The organism is Lactobacillus sp. M0403, from assembly GCF_016101265.1.
Lineage (GTDB): Bacteria > Bacillota > Bacilli > Lactobacillales > Lactobacillaceae > Lactobacillus > Lactobacillus apis.
The window spans coordinates 52,220-67,727 of record NZ_JACFQV010000004.1 but is presented as its reverse complement, the minus strand read 5'-3'; the positions used below and the strand labels follow the sequence as shown (position 1 = coordinate 67,727).

Below are 15,508 nucleotides of genomic sequence, written 5' to 3'. Positions count from 1 at the left end.
TTTTTAGTGTATGTTTTAGAAAAACGGTGGTATATTTGGATTATCAAAAAATTTTAGAGCAGTTAGCAAGTGGTGAATTAGATCATTATGAAGTTGAACCTAAAGATGCATTTGCGTTTCAGGCTGCTTTGAGATCTTTTGGCAAAAGACAGAACATAACTGGTAAAGCCCTACGTGGTGGAAAAATAGTTTACAAGCAATCAACGACGGAACTTTGATGATGTAAACTGTTACATTTATGTTGTCTAATTCACAAAAAAATGATAGTCTAAGTAAGCGAATAGGTAGTTACTACCGGTTTGATTTTTCAATTCAAAGGAGATATTTATAATGGAAAAACGCGATTTTCATGTTATTGCAGAAACAGGTATTCATGCTCGTCCAGCAACTTTGTTAGTACAAGCTGCTTCAAAGTTTGGTTCAGACATCAACTTGGAATACAATGGCAAATCAGTTAACTTGAAGTCAATCATGGGTGTTATGTCACTCGGTGTTGGTAAGAATGCTGACGTTACAATTAGTGCTGATGGTGATGATGAAAAAGATGCAATCAACGCTATTTCAGAAACAATGAAAAAAGAAGGATTAGCTGAATAATGACCAAGACATTAAAAGGAATTGCTGCTAGTGATGGTATTGCTGTAGCACCAGCCTATCTCTTGGTCGAACCAGATCTTTCTTTCACGAAGACAACTGTTTCAGATGTTGACAGTGAATTAACTCGTTACCATGAAGCTATTTCAGTATCAACTGAAGAAGTTGAAAAAATTCGTGATAGTGCCAAAAAGAGTTTAGGTGAAGAAGAAGCTCAAGTTTTTGAAGCTCACTTGATGATTTTGAATGACCCTGAATTTACAGGTGCAATTGAAAATGAAATCAAAGAGCAAAAAATTAACAGTGAAGCTGCACTTGATGAAACCGCTCAAAAGTTCATTACAATTTTTGAAGGCATGACAGATAACGAATATATGCAACAACGTGCTGCTGATGTTCGCGATGTTTCAAAACGAATCATGGCTCACTTATTAGGTAAGGAATTACCTAATCCAGCTTCAATTGATCATGAAGTTGTTGTTGTTGCTCATGACCTTACTCCAAGTGACACTGCTCAATTAAACAAGAAATTTGTTAAGGGCTTTGTTACTGATATCGGTGGTCGTACTGCTCACTCAGCAATCATGGCTCGTTCACTTGAATTGCCTGCTGTTGTTGGTACAGATTCAATTACTAAAGACGTTGAAAACGGTCAAACATTAGTTGTTGACGGTTTGAACGGTGATGCAGTAATTGAGCCAACTGATGAACAAGTTGCTGATTACAAAGTTAAGAGTGAAGCATTCCTAAAGCAAAAGGCTGAATGGAAGAAACTCAAGAACGAACCTTCTGTAACTGCTGATGGTAAGCAATTCATTATTGCAGCTAACATTGGTACACCAAATGATATGGAAGGCGTTAATGAGAACGGCGCTGAAGCTATTGGTTTGTATAGAACTGAATTCTTGTACATGGATTCCAAGGACTTCCCAAGTGAAGAAGACCAATTCGAAGCTTATAAAGAAGTTATCGAAGGAATGAATGGCAAGCAAGTTGTTATTAGAACAATGGATATCGGTGGTGACAAACACTTAGACTACTGGGATCTTCCAGAAGAGATGAACCCATTCTTAGGTGTTCGTGCTATCAGATTGTCATTGCAAAATGAAGAAATCTTCCGTACACAATTACGTGCGCTTTTACGTGCATCAGCATTCGGTAAGTTGGGCATCATGTTCCCAATGATCGGTACTTTGGGTGAATTGCGTAAGGCTAAGGCAATTTTAGCTGAAGAAAAAGATAAGTTAGTTAAAAGCGGTGTTAAGGTTGGCGAAGACTTACAGGTTGGAATGATGATTGAAGTTCCTGCTGCTGCAGTTATTGCTGACCAATTCGCTAAAGAAGTTGACTTCTTCTCAATCGGTACCAATGACTTAATCCAATACACAATGGCAGCTGACCGTGGTAATGATAATGTTTCATACCTATACCAACCAGCTAGTCCTTCAGTATTGCGTTTGATCAAGCACACAATTGATGCTGCTCATGAAAATGGCATTTGGTGTGGTATGTGTGGTGAAGCCGCTGGCGACAGCACCATGTTCCCAATTTTGCTTTCAATGGGTCTTGATGAATACTCAATGAGTGCAACTTCAATTTTAAGAATTAGAAGCTTAATGAAGAAGTTAAACACAGAAGATATTAAGGAATTAGCTAATACTGCTTGTTTTGTTTCAGAAACTGCTGAAGAAAACGAAAAATTAGTTGACGACTTAATGAAAAAAGTGAATAATTAAGTTCATAGGTTAACAAAGAGTGCATTAGATATTAATGCACTCTTTTTATTTCTTTACTTTTTCTTGAGAAATTCTTCACAGTTTCTTCACTTTTACTCACTATCATAAAATATAGATAGCATAGACACATTACTTATAAAAAGAAAGTAATGTGATATAATACTAGAGGTAACGAATCATTTTTTGATCAGAAGGAGCGTGAAAATATATGGTAAATTTATATATATCTCCAAGTTGTACCTCGTGTCGGAAAGCGAAGGCATGGTTGAAGAAACATGATATTGATTTTAAGGAAAGAAATATCTTTTCTGAACCACTTACTAAAGGGGAACTTATCCAAATTTTGCGGATGACTGAAAACGGTACTGAAGAGATTATCTCTACACGATCCAGAGCATTCCAACAACTTAAAGTAAATTTGGATGATCTGTCAATTGATCAATTACTAGATATGGTTGAGAAGGACCCAAGTCTTTTAAGAAGACCAATTATTATGGATGATCGTCGTCTTCAAGTTGGATACAACGAAGACGAGATCAGACGATTCTTGCCTAGAAAAGTTCGTCGACTTGAACTTGAGGAAATGCAAAAAATCGCAGATTTATAATTTGAAATCTTTCAAAAAAAGCGTTAGTTTTAGAACTAACGCTTTTATTTTATGTACAAAATACGCTACAATAGAACAAAGGATCTGATGGAGGTGAATGACTCATGCAAGTAGAACATATTAATGAAAATACTATCCGCGTGAGAATTAACAAGTCTGAATTAGCTAAACGTGGTCTGAAAGTTCTAGATTTGCTGGGCGATAAAGGTAAGATCCAACAATTTTTCTATTCAATTTTAGATGAAATTGACACCGACCATTCTTTTAGCCAAGATGCTCCAGTCACTTTTCAAGTAATGCCAAATAATGGTGGACTCGATCTATTGATCACTAAGGCAACGAATCAGGATCCAGAGAGCTTATCAAAACTGTTTGAGAAGGATTTTGGCGATATTAAAAACGAAAATACTGATGATGCACGTCGCTCTTTCCTTGATTTAGAAGACGATGATGAAGAAGATTTGGATGATGAAGACAGTCAAGACACTGATGAAGCTACAGTTCCAAAAGTTAAAAAATCGTTTTGGAAATTGCAGACAAAACAGGGTTACAGTTTTTCTGATCTTGAATTTGTAGTTGAACTTGCCGATAATTTATTGGCACCAGATCTTTCTTCAAGTCTTTACCATGAACGAAATCGTTTTTACCTTGACTTAGCGTTTGATAATGAAAACTATTCTGAACTTAAACCTGCTGATGCGTGGGCAATTGCTAATGAGTACGGTACCAAGGTAAAGCCTGAAGAGATGGGACGTGTCCGGACCACTGCAAAGTGTCTTATTAAACAGGATGCACTAGAGCAATTACGCCAGACTTTTGCTAAAAAATAAAACTAATTAAAAATGACAGAGTAAAACCTGTCGTTTTTTTGCGTACTTCATAATAGGTGATTATTTTGTACGCAGCATTTTTGAATAATGAATTAGTTACTGCCAGAGAAGAAGCAGTAAAAGAAAGTACTAACCCCAAGCAGTTTGCGAGGCGACATTATTTCTGTCCGCATTGTAAAAGAGAGGTTCAGTTAATTGTAAAAAAGAAGACAGCTTACTTTAAGCACTTGCCACAGGTTATCAATATGGCAGGAGAAAAAGATGAGCATGCGCAAAGTAAGGAACTACTTAAAAATGCCTTGCAAGCGGCTAAATTTGATGCGCAGACGGAAGTTTCACTTGCAAATGGTAGATTACGAGCAGATGTGCTAGCAAGTCCTAAGTTGGCTTTTGAGGTGCAATGCGCGCCGCTCAATAAATCAGAATTTATGCACCGACATCTTTTGTACCAACAAATTGGCATTAAGGACATTTGGATTGTAGGAAAAAGGCACTTTCTTCAACATTATCTCAAAAAAACACAACTCATTTTCTTTCGTGAAAACGAGTTGTGGAATAATTATTATTTAGAAGTTAATCCGTATCAAAGGAGTTTACGTTTGAAATATAACGTCAAACTTGAACCACTAACGGATATGTTACATTTTCAAACTGCTAGTTTTAGTTTGGATTCTATTGGATTGGAGAAGTTATGGTATTTTAAGCCACGTTTGCAGAAATACCAGATTGATTCTAGCGTTCAGAAGAACTATCTTAAAATGCAATTAGCACATAAAAGTATCAAGGGATTGCAGATAGGTGCAAAGTTGTACCAAAAACAGATGACGGTTGATGAACTACCACAATGGGTGTTTAGCCAAGTTCGTTCTGTCAATTCAGCTGATAATGCTACAACATACTTTACATCAAGCGAAGGTGCCTTCTAGGAAGGTAACCATTTTCCACTTGCTTTTGTTCTTCTTCTTGAGGTTCACTACAGTAACTATTTTTTAACAAAGCAAGCAATTTATCGTGAGCAATTGTTCCTTCAACTAAAAGTCCATTGTCGTCGCCACTTTCATTAAAAAAGATTGTTGTAGGAATGGTTTGAATATTAAATTTCCGTGCGAGCTCTTTGTCTTGATCAATCGAATCATCAATATATTTATTGATTTTAGAATCACAGATTCGTTTGTAATTTAACCCTAAATCAATTGCAACTTTTTTAGGCAAATCTTGCGAATAAACATTAAAGTCCTTACTCACAGCCTTTTGCACACTAACTAAGTAACAACGTGCTTTTTTATTGCCATATTCAAGTTTTATTGCATGATAATTACGCAATGCCTGATAAGCAGCCATTGTGTATTCAGGAATATCGTCTATCGTTTGACCGCAAGTTTTTCTTCGAATAATGTCGTCTCTGATTACTTTTGAGTTGGTAATAGGAACAAAATGGAAAGAAGAACTAATATCAAGTTCTTCGACCGTTTTCTTAACAGCTACTTCTGTATCATAGCAGTATACGCCAATTGGATTGACAAAAAGAAATATCTCAAACATGATCAGGCTCCTCCATAACTTGATTAATCAATATAACTTTACCAAATATCTATCCTTTAAAATGAAAAAATCCATACAGTCACATTTTACCACGATGACTGAAAGCGCGTGCAATTTTTGATCGGTTTGTGTTAGCAGAATTTTGCACTAACTCATATTGTTGCTTAAGCAATTTCAATGTAGCTTCAATTAAAGTAGGATCATCATTTTCTACTTCTAGTTCAAAGTCCTCAAAACCATCAGGATACATTGTGTCGTCAAATGTAAGTTCACAATTTTGTGGTCCTTGAGCAAGAATTCGATGTGTTTTACTGAATGTTTGCAAGCATAAAGTTGCTTTGGAACCAAAGTGTTCTTTAAGATAATCACCAACTGAACCAGTAAAGATGATTTTGCCTTTTTCTTCAGCATCTTTTAGAAGATCTTGTGCCTTCTCTAGATTCAAGTCATCATTGATTTCGATCGCTTCATGATAACGATGCTGTACAGGTTTTTTACCCGGTACTTTCAACGTTTGCTCGGCATGATCTTCAAACAAGCGTATCCGGCAGCTGATATGTGCTTGTTTTAATAAGCCATTATCAGTGTCGAAGTAGTAGTTTTCTTGCTTAAAATCATTTTTAACAGGAAAACTTTTACATAACTGGGAATACGTTGTTTTGGGCAAAATTATCTTAGCTTCAATTTCATTATTCTCTGACATTAATCTACCCCAATGTATATCAACAATTTAGCTGTAATAGGTACCTTACCTTAAAAGCTATCATAGGAAAAATTACAACTAGCAATCTTGCCTATCTATATTATAGTCAACTTTTTACAACTTGATCACATTTATTATAATGCGGCAACGTTTTTCATTCTGAACTACTTTTGCCATAAGAGTCAAAAAATAAGCTTAGAAAAGTTGGATTTTAAGAATGGAGTTATCCAAACTATTGCTATAAAGCAAATGTGAATTGCAGTTGAAAAATCAAAGTGAGCAACTTTTTTGACTTTATTTAATAAATTTATCATAATTTTGAAGGATTGTTAAAGAATAGCTTTTTAAAAAAATTAATTTACTGAGAAAGCTAATTAATCGCACTTTTTATACTTTTGTTATTAAAAAAAGCAAGCAAGATAATAGCTTCTGCCACCAATATGAAATTGCTATCATTTGTTTTATGTTAGAATGAAGAAGCAACTAAGAAAGGAAATATTTCAATGAATTTTGACTGGGATACTTTTTTATGGCCTTATACTGAAGCCGTTCGCGAATTAAAAGTAAAATTCCGTTCGCTGCGCCAGAGCTTTTTGACTAAAGGTGAGCACTCACCAATCGAATTTGTTGTTGGACGCGTCAAAACGGTAGATTCGATTAAAGAAAAGATGAAAAGGCGCGTTATTAGTCCTGATGTAATTGAAACCGATATGCAGGATATTGCGGGCATTAGAATTGTTTGTCAATTTGTTGATGATATATACAAAGTGGTAGATTTGATTCACGAGCGTGATGACATGGAAGTGTTAGAAGAGCGTGACTATGTTCAAAATGCCAAGCCCTCAGGCTATCGTTCTTATCACATGGTAATTTCATATACAGTTTATCTTCCAGAAGGCTCGAAAAAATTGTTGGCTGAAATCCAAATCAGAACTCTAGCAATGAACTTTTGGGCTACCGTAGAACATACGCTAAACTATAAGTATCAAGGTTCGTATCCTGAAGACATTTCGCAAAGATTAAAGTCTACGGCTGAAACAGCCTATAAGCTTGATGAAGAAATGTCGCTAATCAAGGATGAAGTACAAGAGGCACAGAAAGTTTTTACCAAAAACAAAGGTAAGGAAAAATAATGAGAATAGCGATTGCTCATAACACCAATGAAGAAACTTTAAAAGTAGTAGCTCATTTAAAAAAGATTCTTGCCACAAAAGAGGGCGTGGTTTTTGACGCAAAATATCCTGATGTAGTGATTACTGTGGGTGGTGATGGCACATTAATAAACGCTTTTCACCGGTATGAAAAACAAATCAGTTCGATTCGTTTTATTGGAATTCACACAGGACACTTAGGTTTTTATACTGATTGGCAAGGGCAAGATGTTGATAAAATGGTTGATGCACTCTTTTTGCGTGAACCTGAATCAGCCAAGTATCCGTTATTAGAGGTAGAACTGACAACAGAATCTAATGAGCGCAAACATTATTTAGCTTTGAATGAGTCTGCTGTTAAACGGGTTTCCCATACACTTGAAGCCAATGTTTATATTGACGGCAAGCTATTTGAAAATTTTCGTGGTGATGGTCTCTGTGTTTCAACGCCAACGGGCTCGACTGCTTATAACAAATCAATTGGTGGAGCAGTAATTCACCCGAAACTAAAGGCGTTGCAGATGACGGAAATTGCATCGATTAATAATCGTGTCTTTAGAACCCTTTCATCTCCAATTGTCATTGCACCCGACCAGTGGATTACGATTGTCCCTAATTCAGATCATTTTGTAATGACGGTTGACGGTAATAGAATTAATATTCATAATGCCAAAAAGATAGATTTTCGAATTTCAAACAAGGAAATTCGGTTTGACCGGTTTGGACATACTCATTTTTGGTCTCGAGTTCAGAGTGCATTCATTGGGGATAAGCATGACACTATTTAAAGTTAAAGTAGAAAATAAAGCTCCCATAGAATTAGGGGCTTTTTTAATGAAAAATGGTTTTTCAAAAAAGGCTGTTAATGATGCAAAAAACAATGACGGAATGATTTTAGTCAATCATAAGCGGCGTTTTACCAATTATCAGTTACATCTTGGTGACGAAGTGATTTTTGTTCCTGGAAACGAAAAGGAAAATCCATGGCTAAAACCTTCGTTTAGGCCTTTAATGATTGCTAAAGAAACGGAAAACTATTTAGTCATAAATAAACCAGCAGATCTCTTGTCAATTCCTTCAAGATATGATGACAATGCGGTTGTAAATCGTGTTTTGGGTTATTTTGAGCAACAAAAGCTGCAGGGCGTTAAGCCGCACGTTGTAACCAGGCTTGATCGCGAAACCTCAGGCTTAGTATTGGTTGGTAAAAATGCAATAGCTCATTCACGTTTTAGTAAGCTAGATAAAGATCAGTTTGTTAAAAAGTATCATGCGCTTGTTCATGGTAATTTTGCGGAAAATGAATTAAAGGGTGTGATTGATAAACCAATTGGAAAAAAGGGAGATGCAGTCAAGCGTAGTATTACTCCGGATGGCAAAAGAGCAATTACAGCTTATCAGGTTCTTAAACAAGAGCCCGGAATTAGTCTAGTTGAACTAAGACTTTATACTGGACGGACTCATCAAATCAGACTTCATATGCAATCAATTAACCATCCTTTATTTGGAGATCCGCTGTATGGCATAAATGACGAATTTAACCGCCAAGCATTGAACTGCTTTTACTTAGCCTTTCCAGATCCATTTGCACACAACCAGCTGGTAGAAATTGAAATTGAGGATCCGGAAGATATGCAAGCTTTATGGCAAAATAGCACAAAAAAAGAACTGTAAAAACAGTTCTTTTTGTTTGGCTTAAAATTTATTCACTGAAGAGAACACGAGTACCTTCAGGTACGTAAATGTCTTTTTGAATTGGAGTAAGGCAACCATCTTCAGCACTACGCTTGTATAAGGTAGCATTGTCAGTGTTTTGGTTGGTTGCTACAACAAATTGCTCACTTGGATCCCAGTTGAAATCACGAGGGAATTCACCAAAAGTAGAAACGCGTTGTTTAAGCTCTAACGTGTGATCTTCTTTAACAGCAAAAACAGTAATTGAGTCGTGACCGCGGTTAGATACGTAAATAAATTTACCATCATGACTAATTTTAATAGCAGCAGCACCGTTGTGGTCAGTGTAATCGTCAGGAATAGTTGAATATGTGGCAATGTTGTTAAAAGTCCAATCTTTTTCATTAAATTGAACCACATTGACCTTACTTGAAAGCTCACCAACGACATAGAAGTAATTTCCATCAGGACTAAAGACGATATGACGTGTACCAAAGCCGGCTTCATTTTGATACTTAGCTAAGTGTTCAAGCTTGTTGTTTTGAAGGCGATAAAAATCAACGCAGTCGTTACCCAAATCGCAACTTACCAGGTTCTGTTCTGGTGTCTCATCAAAAAAGTGTGGATGAGGCCCGTCAACTTGTTCTGGACGAGGTCCAAGTGTGTCTGCTGTATGTGTGACAGAGTCGATTAGAGTTAGTTGACCATCAGTTGTATAAGAAAAGACAGCTAAAACACCAGTGTGATAGTTTGCTGTATAAAGTAGGTGCTTTACTGAATCAATTCCAATGTAAGCTGGTGAAGAACCAGCAGTTAAATAAGAATCTTTTTCTTGATATGCACCATCAACTAACTGGAAAGAACTAATTCCGCCTTTATCACCGGCATTGTTAATTGTGAAAATCAAATCCTGGTCTTGAACAAAGTAAGTAGGACCGCCGATTTTGATTACTTCCTTTGCTGTTTCCAGTTCAACTTTTAAGCCGTTATCAGAATTATAAAGTGGTAATTCGTAAATTCCTGTAGCCTTTTTTTTGGTGTAACCACCAATTAATAATTTCATTTTTCAGCCTCCATTTAATTTCATTGATATGAACTAATGAGATAAGTATAACATGACATTTATTTGTAAAAAATTTGCATGATTACATTAGTTTAAAAGTGGTAAAGTATGGTATCGGAATATTCCGATTAAATCACATTTTTATTAAGGAGTACAAATGAATGGACGAAAATAAAATTCGTGAGCTATATGCCCAGAATGATATTTCTGAAGTTTTTACTAATTTGCAATCTTCTACGGACGGTTTGAGTTCCGAAGAAGCTGCTAGTCGATTAGAGAAGTATGGTCCGAATCAAATTCAGAAAGCTAAAGAAGAATCTGAATGGAAGGCCTTTTTTAAAAACTTTATTAGTATGATGGCCATTTTGCTTTGGATTTCAGGCGCGGTTGCCATGTTTAGTGGCACACTGGAATTGGGAATTGCTATTTGGCTAGTTAATATCATCAACGGGTTATTTAGTTTTTGGCAAGAGCGAGCAGCTAAAAAAGCGACAGATGCTTTAAACAATATGCTGCCAACATATGTCGAAGCCATTCGTGATGGCAAAAAGGTCCAAATTGATGCTAAGGAATTAGTTCCTGGGGATGTTTTTGTTTTGCAAGCTGGAAATTCAATTCCAGCTGATGCACGGTTGATTTCTGCAAGTTCAATGCAGGTTGACCAAAGTGCTTTAAACGGTGAGTCTGTTCCTGAATCAAAGACAACCGACTATTCACCTGGAGAGGGCAGTTACGCTGAAACTAACTTAGTATATTCTGGTACTACAGTTGGAGCAGGAACTGCACGCGCGATTGCATTTGCAACGGGAATGAATACCGAGTTTGGTAAAATTGCCAAGCTTACCCAAAAGCAGAACAAGGTCGATAGTCCACTTACACAAGAATTAAACCGACTTACTAAACAGTTATCAATTATTGCGGTTTCAATCGGAATTGTATTCATGATTGCAGCAATCGCTTTTGTTAAATACCCATTTGCAAAAGCATTCATTTTTGCTTTGGGGATGATTGTTGCATTCATCCCAGAAGGTCTTTTACCGACTGTTACTCTTAGTCTGGCCCAAGGGGTCAAAAGAATGGCTAAGAAACATGCTTTGGTTAAGGAACTTAATTCTGTAGAAACTTTGGGTGAAACAACCGTCATTTGTTCAGACAAGACGGGAACTTTAACTCAAAATCAAATGACCATTCATTACATTTGGACACTTAAAAATGAGTTTCAAGTTACCGGTAATGGTTATGAAAACAATGGTCAGGTAGAATTAAATAAAAAACAACTTTGGTACGAAGAAAATCCTGATTTACATAAGCTGGTTCAAATTGCTTCGCTTGATAACGATACAGCTGTTCAGCCAAGTAAAACCAAGGGTGGCAAACCAAAGATTTTAGGAACACCAACTGAAGCGTCATTAATAATAATGGCGGAAAAGGCGGGCTTTGATCGCCAAAAGGTCTTGGTTAAATACCCACGCTTACGTGAACTACCGTTTGATTCCGACAGAAAGAGAATGTCAACTATCCATCGTTGGAATGACACACAAGACATTATCTTCACTAAAGGTTCATTTAGTGATGTAATTAAGCAGTGTGATCAGATCCAAGTTGATGGTGAAGTTCGGTCGCTGACTGAAGACGACCGCAATGTTGCAGATAAGCGTAATGCAGAATATGCTGCTAAAGGCTTACGTAGTATGGCAATGGCCTACAGAATCATTGATTCTAAGGACACTGATATTAATAAGTTAACCATTGAAACTGCCGAAGAACATTTGGTATTTGTTGGGTTAACCACGATGAGTGATCCACCACGTCCTGAAATTTACAATGCCGTTAAACGTTGTCATGAAGCAGGAATCAAAATTATCATGGTAACCGGAGACTCCAAGTTGACTGCCAAAACTGTGGCTGTTCAAATTGGTTTAACTTCAGATAAAGCGAGAGTTATTTCCGGTGATGAATTAAACAAGATGAGCGATGATGAACTCCGTGAGGCACTTAAGGGCGAAGTGATTTTTGCTCGAGTTGCACCTGAGCAAAAATATAAAGTTGTTAAGACTTTACAAGAAAATGGTGAAATTGTTGCCTCGACTGGTGATGGTGTTAACGATGCTCCTGCTTTGAAACAGGCTGATATCGGTATTGCAATGGGGATGACTGGTACAGATGTTGCTAAGGATGCTGCCAATATTATCTTGACTGATGATAACTTTGCTTCAATTGTTGCTGCAATTGAGGAAGGTCGTGCGGTTTATAGTAATATCCGTAAGTTCTTGACTTATATCTTGACCTCGAATGTTCCGGAAGCTTTTCCATCGATTCTATTCTTACTTTCTGGTGGTTTGATTCCACTTCCAATGACAGTTATGCAAATTTTAACGGTCGATTTGGGAACTGATATGCTTCCTGCATTGGGACTCGGTGGTGAACCGGTTGATCCAGATGTGATGAAGCAACCACCACGTAAACGAAGTGAACATCTACTCAACCGAAGTGTAATTATCAAAGCATTTTTATGGTACGGTTTGATTTCAAGTATTATTTCAATTTGTGCTTACTTCTTTGTTAATATGCAAAATGGTTGGCCAAAAGTTGCACTTGCTTCAAGTGGTTCAGTTTATATGCGTGCTACGACAATGGTACTTGGAGCAATTATCTTCTCTCAAATTGCTAATGTGCTAAACTGTCGTACAAATAAGGTATCAATTTTCAAAAAAGGTTTATTCAGTAACCGTAATATCTGGTACGGAATTATTTTTGAAATTTTATTGTTCCTTGTTTTAACTGTAACTCCAGGTTTACAACAATTATTTAACACTACAAGATTAATGCCGATTGATTGGCTCTTCTTATTCTGCTTACCAATCCCATTAGTAATCATAGATGAAATCAAAAAATGGCTGTTATATCGTGAAAAATAGTCATTAGACAAATAAAACCGCTTATATATTAGTTAAGCGGTTTTTGTTATGCTAAAATTATTGTCTAAGGAGCTTAATAAAATGAAATGGAACTCAACAATTACCAAAATTGGTCAACAAGCTATTGAAGCAGATGGCAAAATGGTGATTTTATTTAGTGATAATGTGACAGCTGATTTAGATGATGTTTCAGTCATTCAAAAATTTGATGACACAACACCAGTTAGTCAGTTTGTGTTCAAAAAGGGCGACACAATTACGATTGATGGTCAAACCTACGTGGCTGATTATGTCGGAGCAATGGTCGAAAGTAATATGAAAGCTTTAGGTCATATTACAATCTTTTTTGATCAAAAAAAGCCTAAAAATCCCATGGCAAATGCTGTCTACTTGACGTTTACTGATAAGCAAACATTCCCAGAGTTTAATGTAGGTGATGAAATTATCTACGAGCATGTTTAAATAGGGGGATTTAATGAACTCACAAGAAAAGCCTAGAAAACAGAGCATTTTTCAAAAGTGGTTTTTGAATAATCGCTTTAGCGTTGTCTTACTCAATATTTTATTGTTTTTCCTGATTATTTGGGTCTTTAATAAAATATCTTTTGTGATGAATCCGGCAAAGCTATTTGTAAGTGCAATCTTGCCGCCTTTGTTACTAGCATTAATTCAATATTACATTATGAACCCCTTGGTCGACATTCTTGAGCGTAAGTTCAAAGTACCACGGGTTGCAACTATTATTGGTTTGTTTTTACTGGTAGCGGTATTACTTGTTTGGATTGTTAATACTTTATTGCCAATTGTGCAAACGCAAGTCGATTCTTTAATAAGACACTGGCCTCATATTTGGAATGATGCAACAATTGCTGTTCAAAATATGTTAAGTGATCCACAATTTCATAGTGTGAAAAATAATATTAATGATGCAATTGCACGTGCGCAGGACATGATATTTAAATCTGGCCAGCATGCGATTGACGCTGCACTAGATAATATTTCGTCGGCAATTAGTATTGTTACGATGATCTTTATGACGTTATTGACGGCGCCATTCATCTTATTCTTCATGTTAAAAGATGGACATAATCTACGTCCTTATTTGACACAATTTGCCCCTAAGCGTTGGCAAAACGGCTTTGGCGAATTACTATATGATATTAATACAGCTCTTTCTTCATATATCAGAGGTCAATTAACAGTTGCCTTTTGGGTAGGGATTATGTTTGCAATCGGCTATAGCATCATCGGTCTGCCATATGGGATTGCGCTCGCTGTTTTAAGTGCCTTTTTAAACCTGATTCCATATTTTGGTACTTTTATTGCATTCATTCCAGCAATCGTAATTGGTATCATGATTTCTCTACCGATGGTCATTAAAGTTTTAATTGTCTTCGCTGTTGAGCAAACAATTGAATCACGTCTGATTAGTCCGTTGGTTATGGGGAACAAAATGGAAATGCATCCAGTTACAACTATTCTTCTCTTGATTGGTTCAAGTGCGGTTTGGGGCCTATGGGGTGTGATTTTTGGTATTCCAATTTACGCAATTTTAAAAATCATCATCATGCGTGTGTATAATTACTATCGTAAGGTTTCAAAAGTTTTTGATGAAGACGAAAAAACTTCTTTAGTTCCAAAGAAGACAGTTGATAACGAAGAAGTGACAAAGAATTAGAGTAAAGTGTGGTCACTGGGCCACACTTTTTATGTTAAGGAGAAAAAAGTGACTAATCACGTTGTTTTATATGAACCATTAATGCCTGCTAACACAGGTAATATTGCACGTACTTGTGCTGGTACTAATACTGTATTGGACTTAATTGAACCACTTGGTTTTCGTATTGATAATAAAACCATGAAACGTGCCGGACTTGATTATTGGGATAAGGTTGACGTGCGGCTGCACGATGACCTTACAGCTTTTTTAAACAGTCTTGGTCCAGACGATGAAATGTACTTGATTTCCAAATTTTCATCAAAAAACTATGCGGAAGTAAGTTACACAGATCCAAAAAAGAATTATTATTTTGTTTTTGGTAAGGAAACAACTGGTTTACCAGAAACGTTTATGCGAGAATATTATGAACGCAATTTACGGATTCCAATGTCTGATAATATCAGATGCTATAACCTAGCTAATTCGGTTGCGATTGTCCTGTTGGAAGCAATTCGTCAGCAAGGTTTTCCAGGATTGGAAAAAGAGCATCACTACGAAAATGATAAGCTTAAGGACAGTTATAATCGTCCAGAAAGATATGAACGTAATTTAAAAGGAGAACAATAATGGAATTTAATAAAGAAACACCAGTCATCGTAAAGAATTTTCACTACGACATTAATGAAGAACTTGAAACTAAGGACAATGTGAACTTTGGTTTGAAAAAAGTCGAAAAACAAAATGAAGATGGCACCACTGATCCGGGTGAAGATGGTAACTACTTCGACATTACCGTTGTCTTTGAAGTGGCCCCTGCTCCTGGTGAATTCACTGTTAGTGGCATGATTAGCCAAGTTGTTAAAATTAAAGATTATTTCGGTGATGGTAGTGACCTTTCAAAAACAGATTATAAAATCTTAAGTCGCCCATTGGTTGAATATATTGAAACTTTGACTTATGAAGTTACGCAAATTGCGCTGGATGAGCCAGTTAATTTGAACTTCCAAGCCAACTTTTAAAGCCTAATTAG

General features: G+C 36.4%; 17 protein-coding genes. 14 read left to right on the top strand and 3 right to left on the bottom strand.

Annotated elements, in window-relative coordinates:
* Positions 1-35 precede the first annotated feature (35 nt).
* The 6 genes from H3T48_RS05985 (at position 36) to H3T48_RS05960 (ending at position 4,693) form a co-directional block, all read left to right on the top strand.
* Positions 36-218, top strand: coding sequence for a hypothetical protein (locus H3T48_RS05985; RefSeq protein ID WP_046306432.1), 183 nt, complete (start codon positions 36-38; stop codon positions 216-218).
* 112 nt (positions 219-330) lie between these two features.
* Positions 331-597 (top strand): phosphocarrier protein HPr, encoded by a 267-nt coding sequence (locus H3T48_RS05980; protein ID WP_046306433.1) that lies wholly within the window; start codon positions 331-333, stop codon positions 595-597.
* Complete coding sequence (gene ptsP, locus H3T48_RS05975; protein ID WP_074425604.1) at positions 597-2,330, top strand: phosphoenolpyruvate--protein phosphotransferase; 1,734 nt, start codon at positions 597-599, stop codon at positions 2,328-2,330. The genes H3T48_RS05980 and ptsP overlap by 1 nt, the downstream gene beginning before the upstream one ends.
* Before the next feature lie 208 nt (positions 2,331-2,538).
* On the top strand, positions 2,539-2,937 hold the full coding sequence (gene spxA / locus H3T48_RS05970; RefSeq protein ID WP_046306436.1) for a transcriptional regulator SpxA: 399 nt from the start codon (positions 2,539-2,541) through the stop codon (positions 2,935-2,937).
* Between the two features lie 104 nt (positions 2,938-3,041).
* A complete protein-coding gene (locus H3T48_RS05965; protein ID WP_198188874.1) occupies positions 3,042-3,767 on the top strand; it encodes an adaptor protein MecA in 726 nt (241 codons plus the stop codon).
* Positions 3,768-3,823: 56 nt separating this feature from the next.
* Positions 3,824-4,693, top strand: a complete 870-nt coding sequence (locus tag H3T48_RS05960; protein WP_370567531.1) for a competence protein CoiA — start codon at positions 3,824-3,826, stop codon at positions 4,691-4,693.
* Here the strand turns inward: H3T48_RS05960 and H3T48_RS05955 are convergent.
* Both H3T48_RS05955 and H3T48_RS05950 read right to left on the bottom strand, forming a co-directional pair.
* Positions 4,668-5,309: a DsbA family protein gene (locus H3T48_RS05955; RefSeq protein ID WP_198188872.1), complete on the bottom strand. Its 642-nt coding sequence runs from the start codon at positions 5,307-5,309 to the stop codon at positions 4,668-4,670. The genes H3T48_RS05960 and H3T48_RS05955 overlap by 26 nt on opposite strands.
* 79 nt (positions 5,310-5,388) lie before the next feature.
* Entirely contained in the window at positions 5,389-6,012 is a 624-nt protein-coding gene (locus H3T48_RS05950) for a CYTH domain-containing protein (RefSeq protein ID WP_198188871.1), read from the bottom strand.
* Between the two features lie 503 nt (positions 6,013-6,515).
* Here H3T48_RS05950 and H3T48_RS05945 point away from each other — a divergent pair.
* The 3 genes from H3T48_RS05945 to H3T48_RS05935 are packed head-to-tail and all read left to right on the top strand — an operon-like array spanning position 6,516 to position 8,837.
* Positions 6,516-7,145 (top strand): GTP pyrophosphokinase family protein, encoded by a 630-nt coding sequence (locus H3T48_RS05945; protein WP_074425598.1) that lies wholly within the window; start codon positions 6,516-6,518, stop codon positions 7,143-7,145.
* Positions 7,145-7,951, top strand: coding sequence for an NAD kinase (locus H3T48_RS05940; RefSeq protein ID WP_074425597.1), 807 nt, complete (start codon positions 7,145-7,147; stop codon positions 7,949-7,951). Before H3T48_RS05945 ends, H3T48_RS05940 begins: the two co-directional genes overlap by 1 nt.
* Positions 7,938-8,837 (top strand): RluA family pseudouridine synthase, encoded by a 900-nt coding sequence (locus H3T48_RS05935; RefSeq protein WP_198188870.1) that lies wholly within the window; start codon positions 7,938-7,940, stop codon positions 8,835-8,837. The genes H3T48_RS05940 and H3T48_RS05935 overlap by 14 nt, the downstream gene beginning before the upstream one ends.
* A 28-nt stretch (positions 8,838-8,865) precedes the next feature.
* Here the strand turns inward: H3T48_RS05935 and H3T48_RS05930 are convergent, their stop codons facing one another.
* Positions 8,866-9,900: a lactonase family protein gene (locus H3T48_RS05930; protein ID WP_198188869.1), complete on the bottom strand. Its 1,035-nt coding sequence runs from the start codon at positions 9,898-9,900 to the stop codon at positions 8,866-8,868.
* Between the two features lie 161 nt (positions 9,901-10,061).
* On the opposite strand from H3T48_RS05930, the gene H3T48_RS05925 reads away from it, so the two are divergent.
* The 5 genes from H3T48_RS05925 to H3T48_RS05905 all read left to right on the top strand — a co-directional run bounded on the left by H3T48_RS05925 (position 10,062) and on the right by H3T48_RS05905 (position 15,497).
* Positions 10,062-12,818 carry a cation-transporting P-type ATPase gene (locus tag H3T48_RS05925; RefSeq protein ID WP_198188868.1) on the top strand — a complete coding sequence of 919 codons (2,757 nt, stop codon included), beginning with the start codon at positions 10,062-10,064 and terminating at the stop codon, positions 12,816-12,818.
* A gap of 81 nt (positions 12,819-12,899) precedes the next feature.
* Positions 12,900-13,280, top strand: coding sequence for a PTS glucitol/sorbitol transporter subunit IIA (locus H3T48_RS05920; RefSeq protein WP_198188867.1), 381 nt, complete (start codon positions 12,900-12,902; stop codon positions 13,278-13,280).
* A 13-nt stretch (positions 13,281-13,293) separates the two neighbouring features.
* Entirely contained in the window at positions 13,294-14,496 is a 1,203-nt protein-coding gene (locus tag H3T48_RS05915; protein ID WP_187157734.1) for an AI-2E family transporter, read from the top strand.
* A 48-nt stretch (positions 14,497-14,544) separates the two neighbouring features.
* Complete coding sequence (locus tag H3T48_RS05910; protein ID WP_046306450.1) at positions 14,545-15,105, top strand: tRNA (cytidine(34)-2'-O)-methyltransferase; 561 nt, start codon at positions 14,545-14,547, stop codon at positions 15,103-15,105.
* On the top strand, positions 15,105-15,497 hold the full coding sequence (locus H3T48_RS05905) for a DUF1149 family protein (protein ID WP_046306452.1): 393 nt from the start codon (positions 15,105-15,107) through the stop codon (positions 15,495-15,497). Before H3T48_RS05910 ends, H3T48_RS05905 begins: the two co-directional genes overlap by 1 nt.
* Positions 15,498-15,508 lie beyond the last annotated feature (11 nt).

Excerpts from the sequence above, each read along its gene's own strand:
- H3T48_RS05925 (WP_198188868.1), top strand. The coding sequence starts at position 10,062 with ATGGACGAAAATAAAATTCGTGAGCTATATGCCCAGAATGATATTTCT.
- H3T48_RS05965 (WP_198188874.1), top strand. The coding sequence starts at position 3,042 with ATGCAAGTAGAACATATTAATGAAAATACTATCCGCGTGAGAATTAAC.
- H3T48_RS05950 (WP_198188871.1), bottom strand. The coding sequence starts at position 6,012 with ATGTCAGAGAATAATGAAATTGAAGCTAAGATAATTTTGCCCAAAACA.
- H3T48_RS05935 (WP_198188870.1), top strand. The coding sequence starts at position 7,938 with ATGACACTATTTAAAGTTAAAGTAGAAAATAAAGCTCCCATAGAATTA.
- H3T48_RS05940 (WP_074425597.1), top strand. The coding sequence starts at position 7,145 with ATGAGAATAGCGATTGCTCATAACACCAATGAAGAAACTTTAAAAGTA.
- H3T48_RS05955 (WP_198188872.1), bottom strand. The coding sequence starts at position 5,309 with ATGTTTGAGATATTTCTTTTTGTCAATCCAATTGGCGTATACTGCTAT.
- H3T48_RS05915 (WP_187157734.1), top strand. The coding sequence starts at position 13,294 with ATGAACTCACAAGAAAAGCCTAGAAAACAGAGCATTTTTCAAAAGTGG.
- ptsP (WP_074425604.1), top strand. The coding sequence starts at position 597 with ATGACCAAGACATTAAAAGGAATTGCTGCTAGTGATGGTATTGCTGTA.
- H3T48_RS05930 (WP_198188869.1), bottom strand. The coding sequence starts at position 9,900 with ATGAAATTATTAATTGGTGGTTACACCAAAAAAAAGGCTACAGGAATT.
- H3T48_RS05920 (WP_198188867.1), top strand. The coding sequence starts at position 12,900 with ATGAAATGGAACTCAACAATTACCAAAATTGGTCAACAAGCTATTGAA.
- H3T48_RS05980 (WP_046306433.1), top strand. The coding sequence starts at position 331 with ATGGAAAAACGCGATTTTCATGTTATTGCAGAAACAGGTATTCATGCT.
- H3T48_RS05905 (WP_046306452.1), top strand. The coding sequence starts at position 15,105 with ATGGAATTTAATAAAGAAACACCAGTCATCGTAAAGAATTTTCACTAC.
- spxA (WP_046306436.1), top strand. The coding sequence starts at position 2,539 with ATGGTAAATTTATATATATCTCCAAGTTGTACCTCGTGTCGGAAAGCG.
- H3T48_RS05945 (WP_074425598.1), top strand. The coding sequence starts at position 6,516 with ATGAATTTTGACTGGGATACTTTTTTATGGCCTTATACTGAAGCCGTT.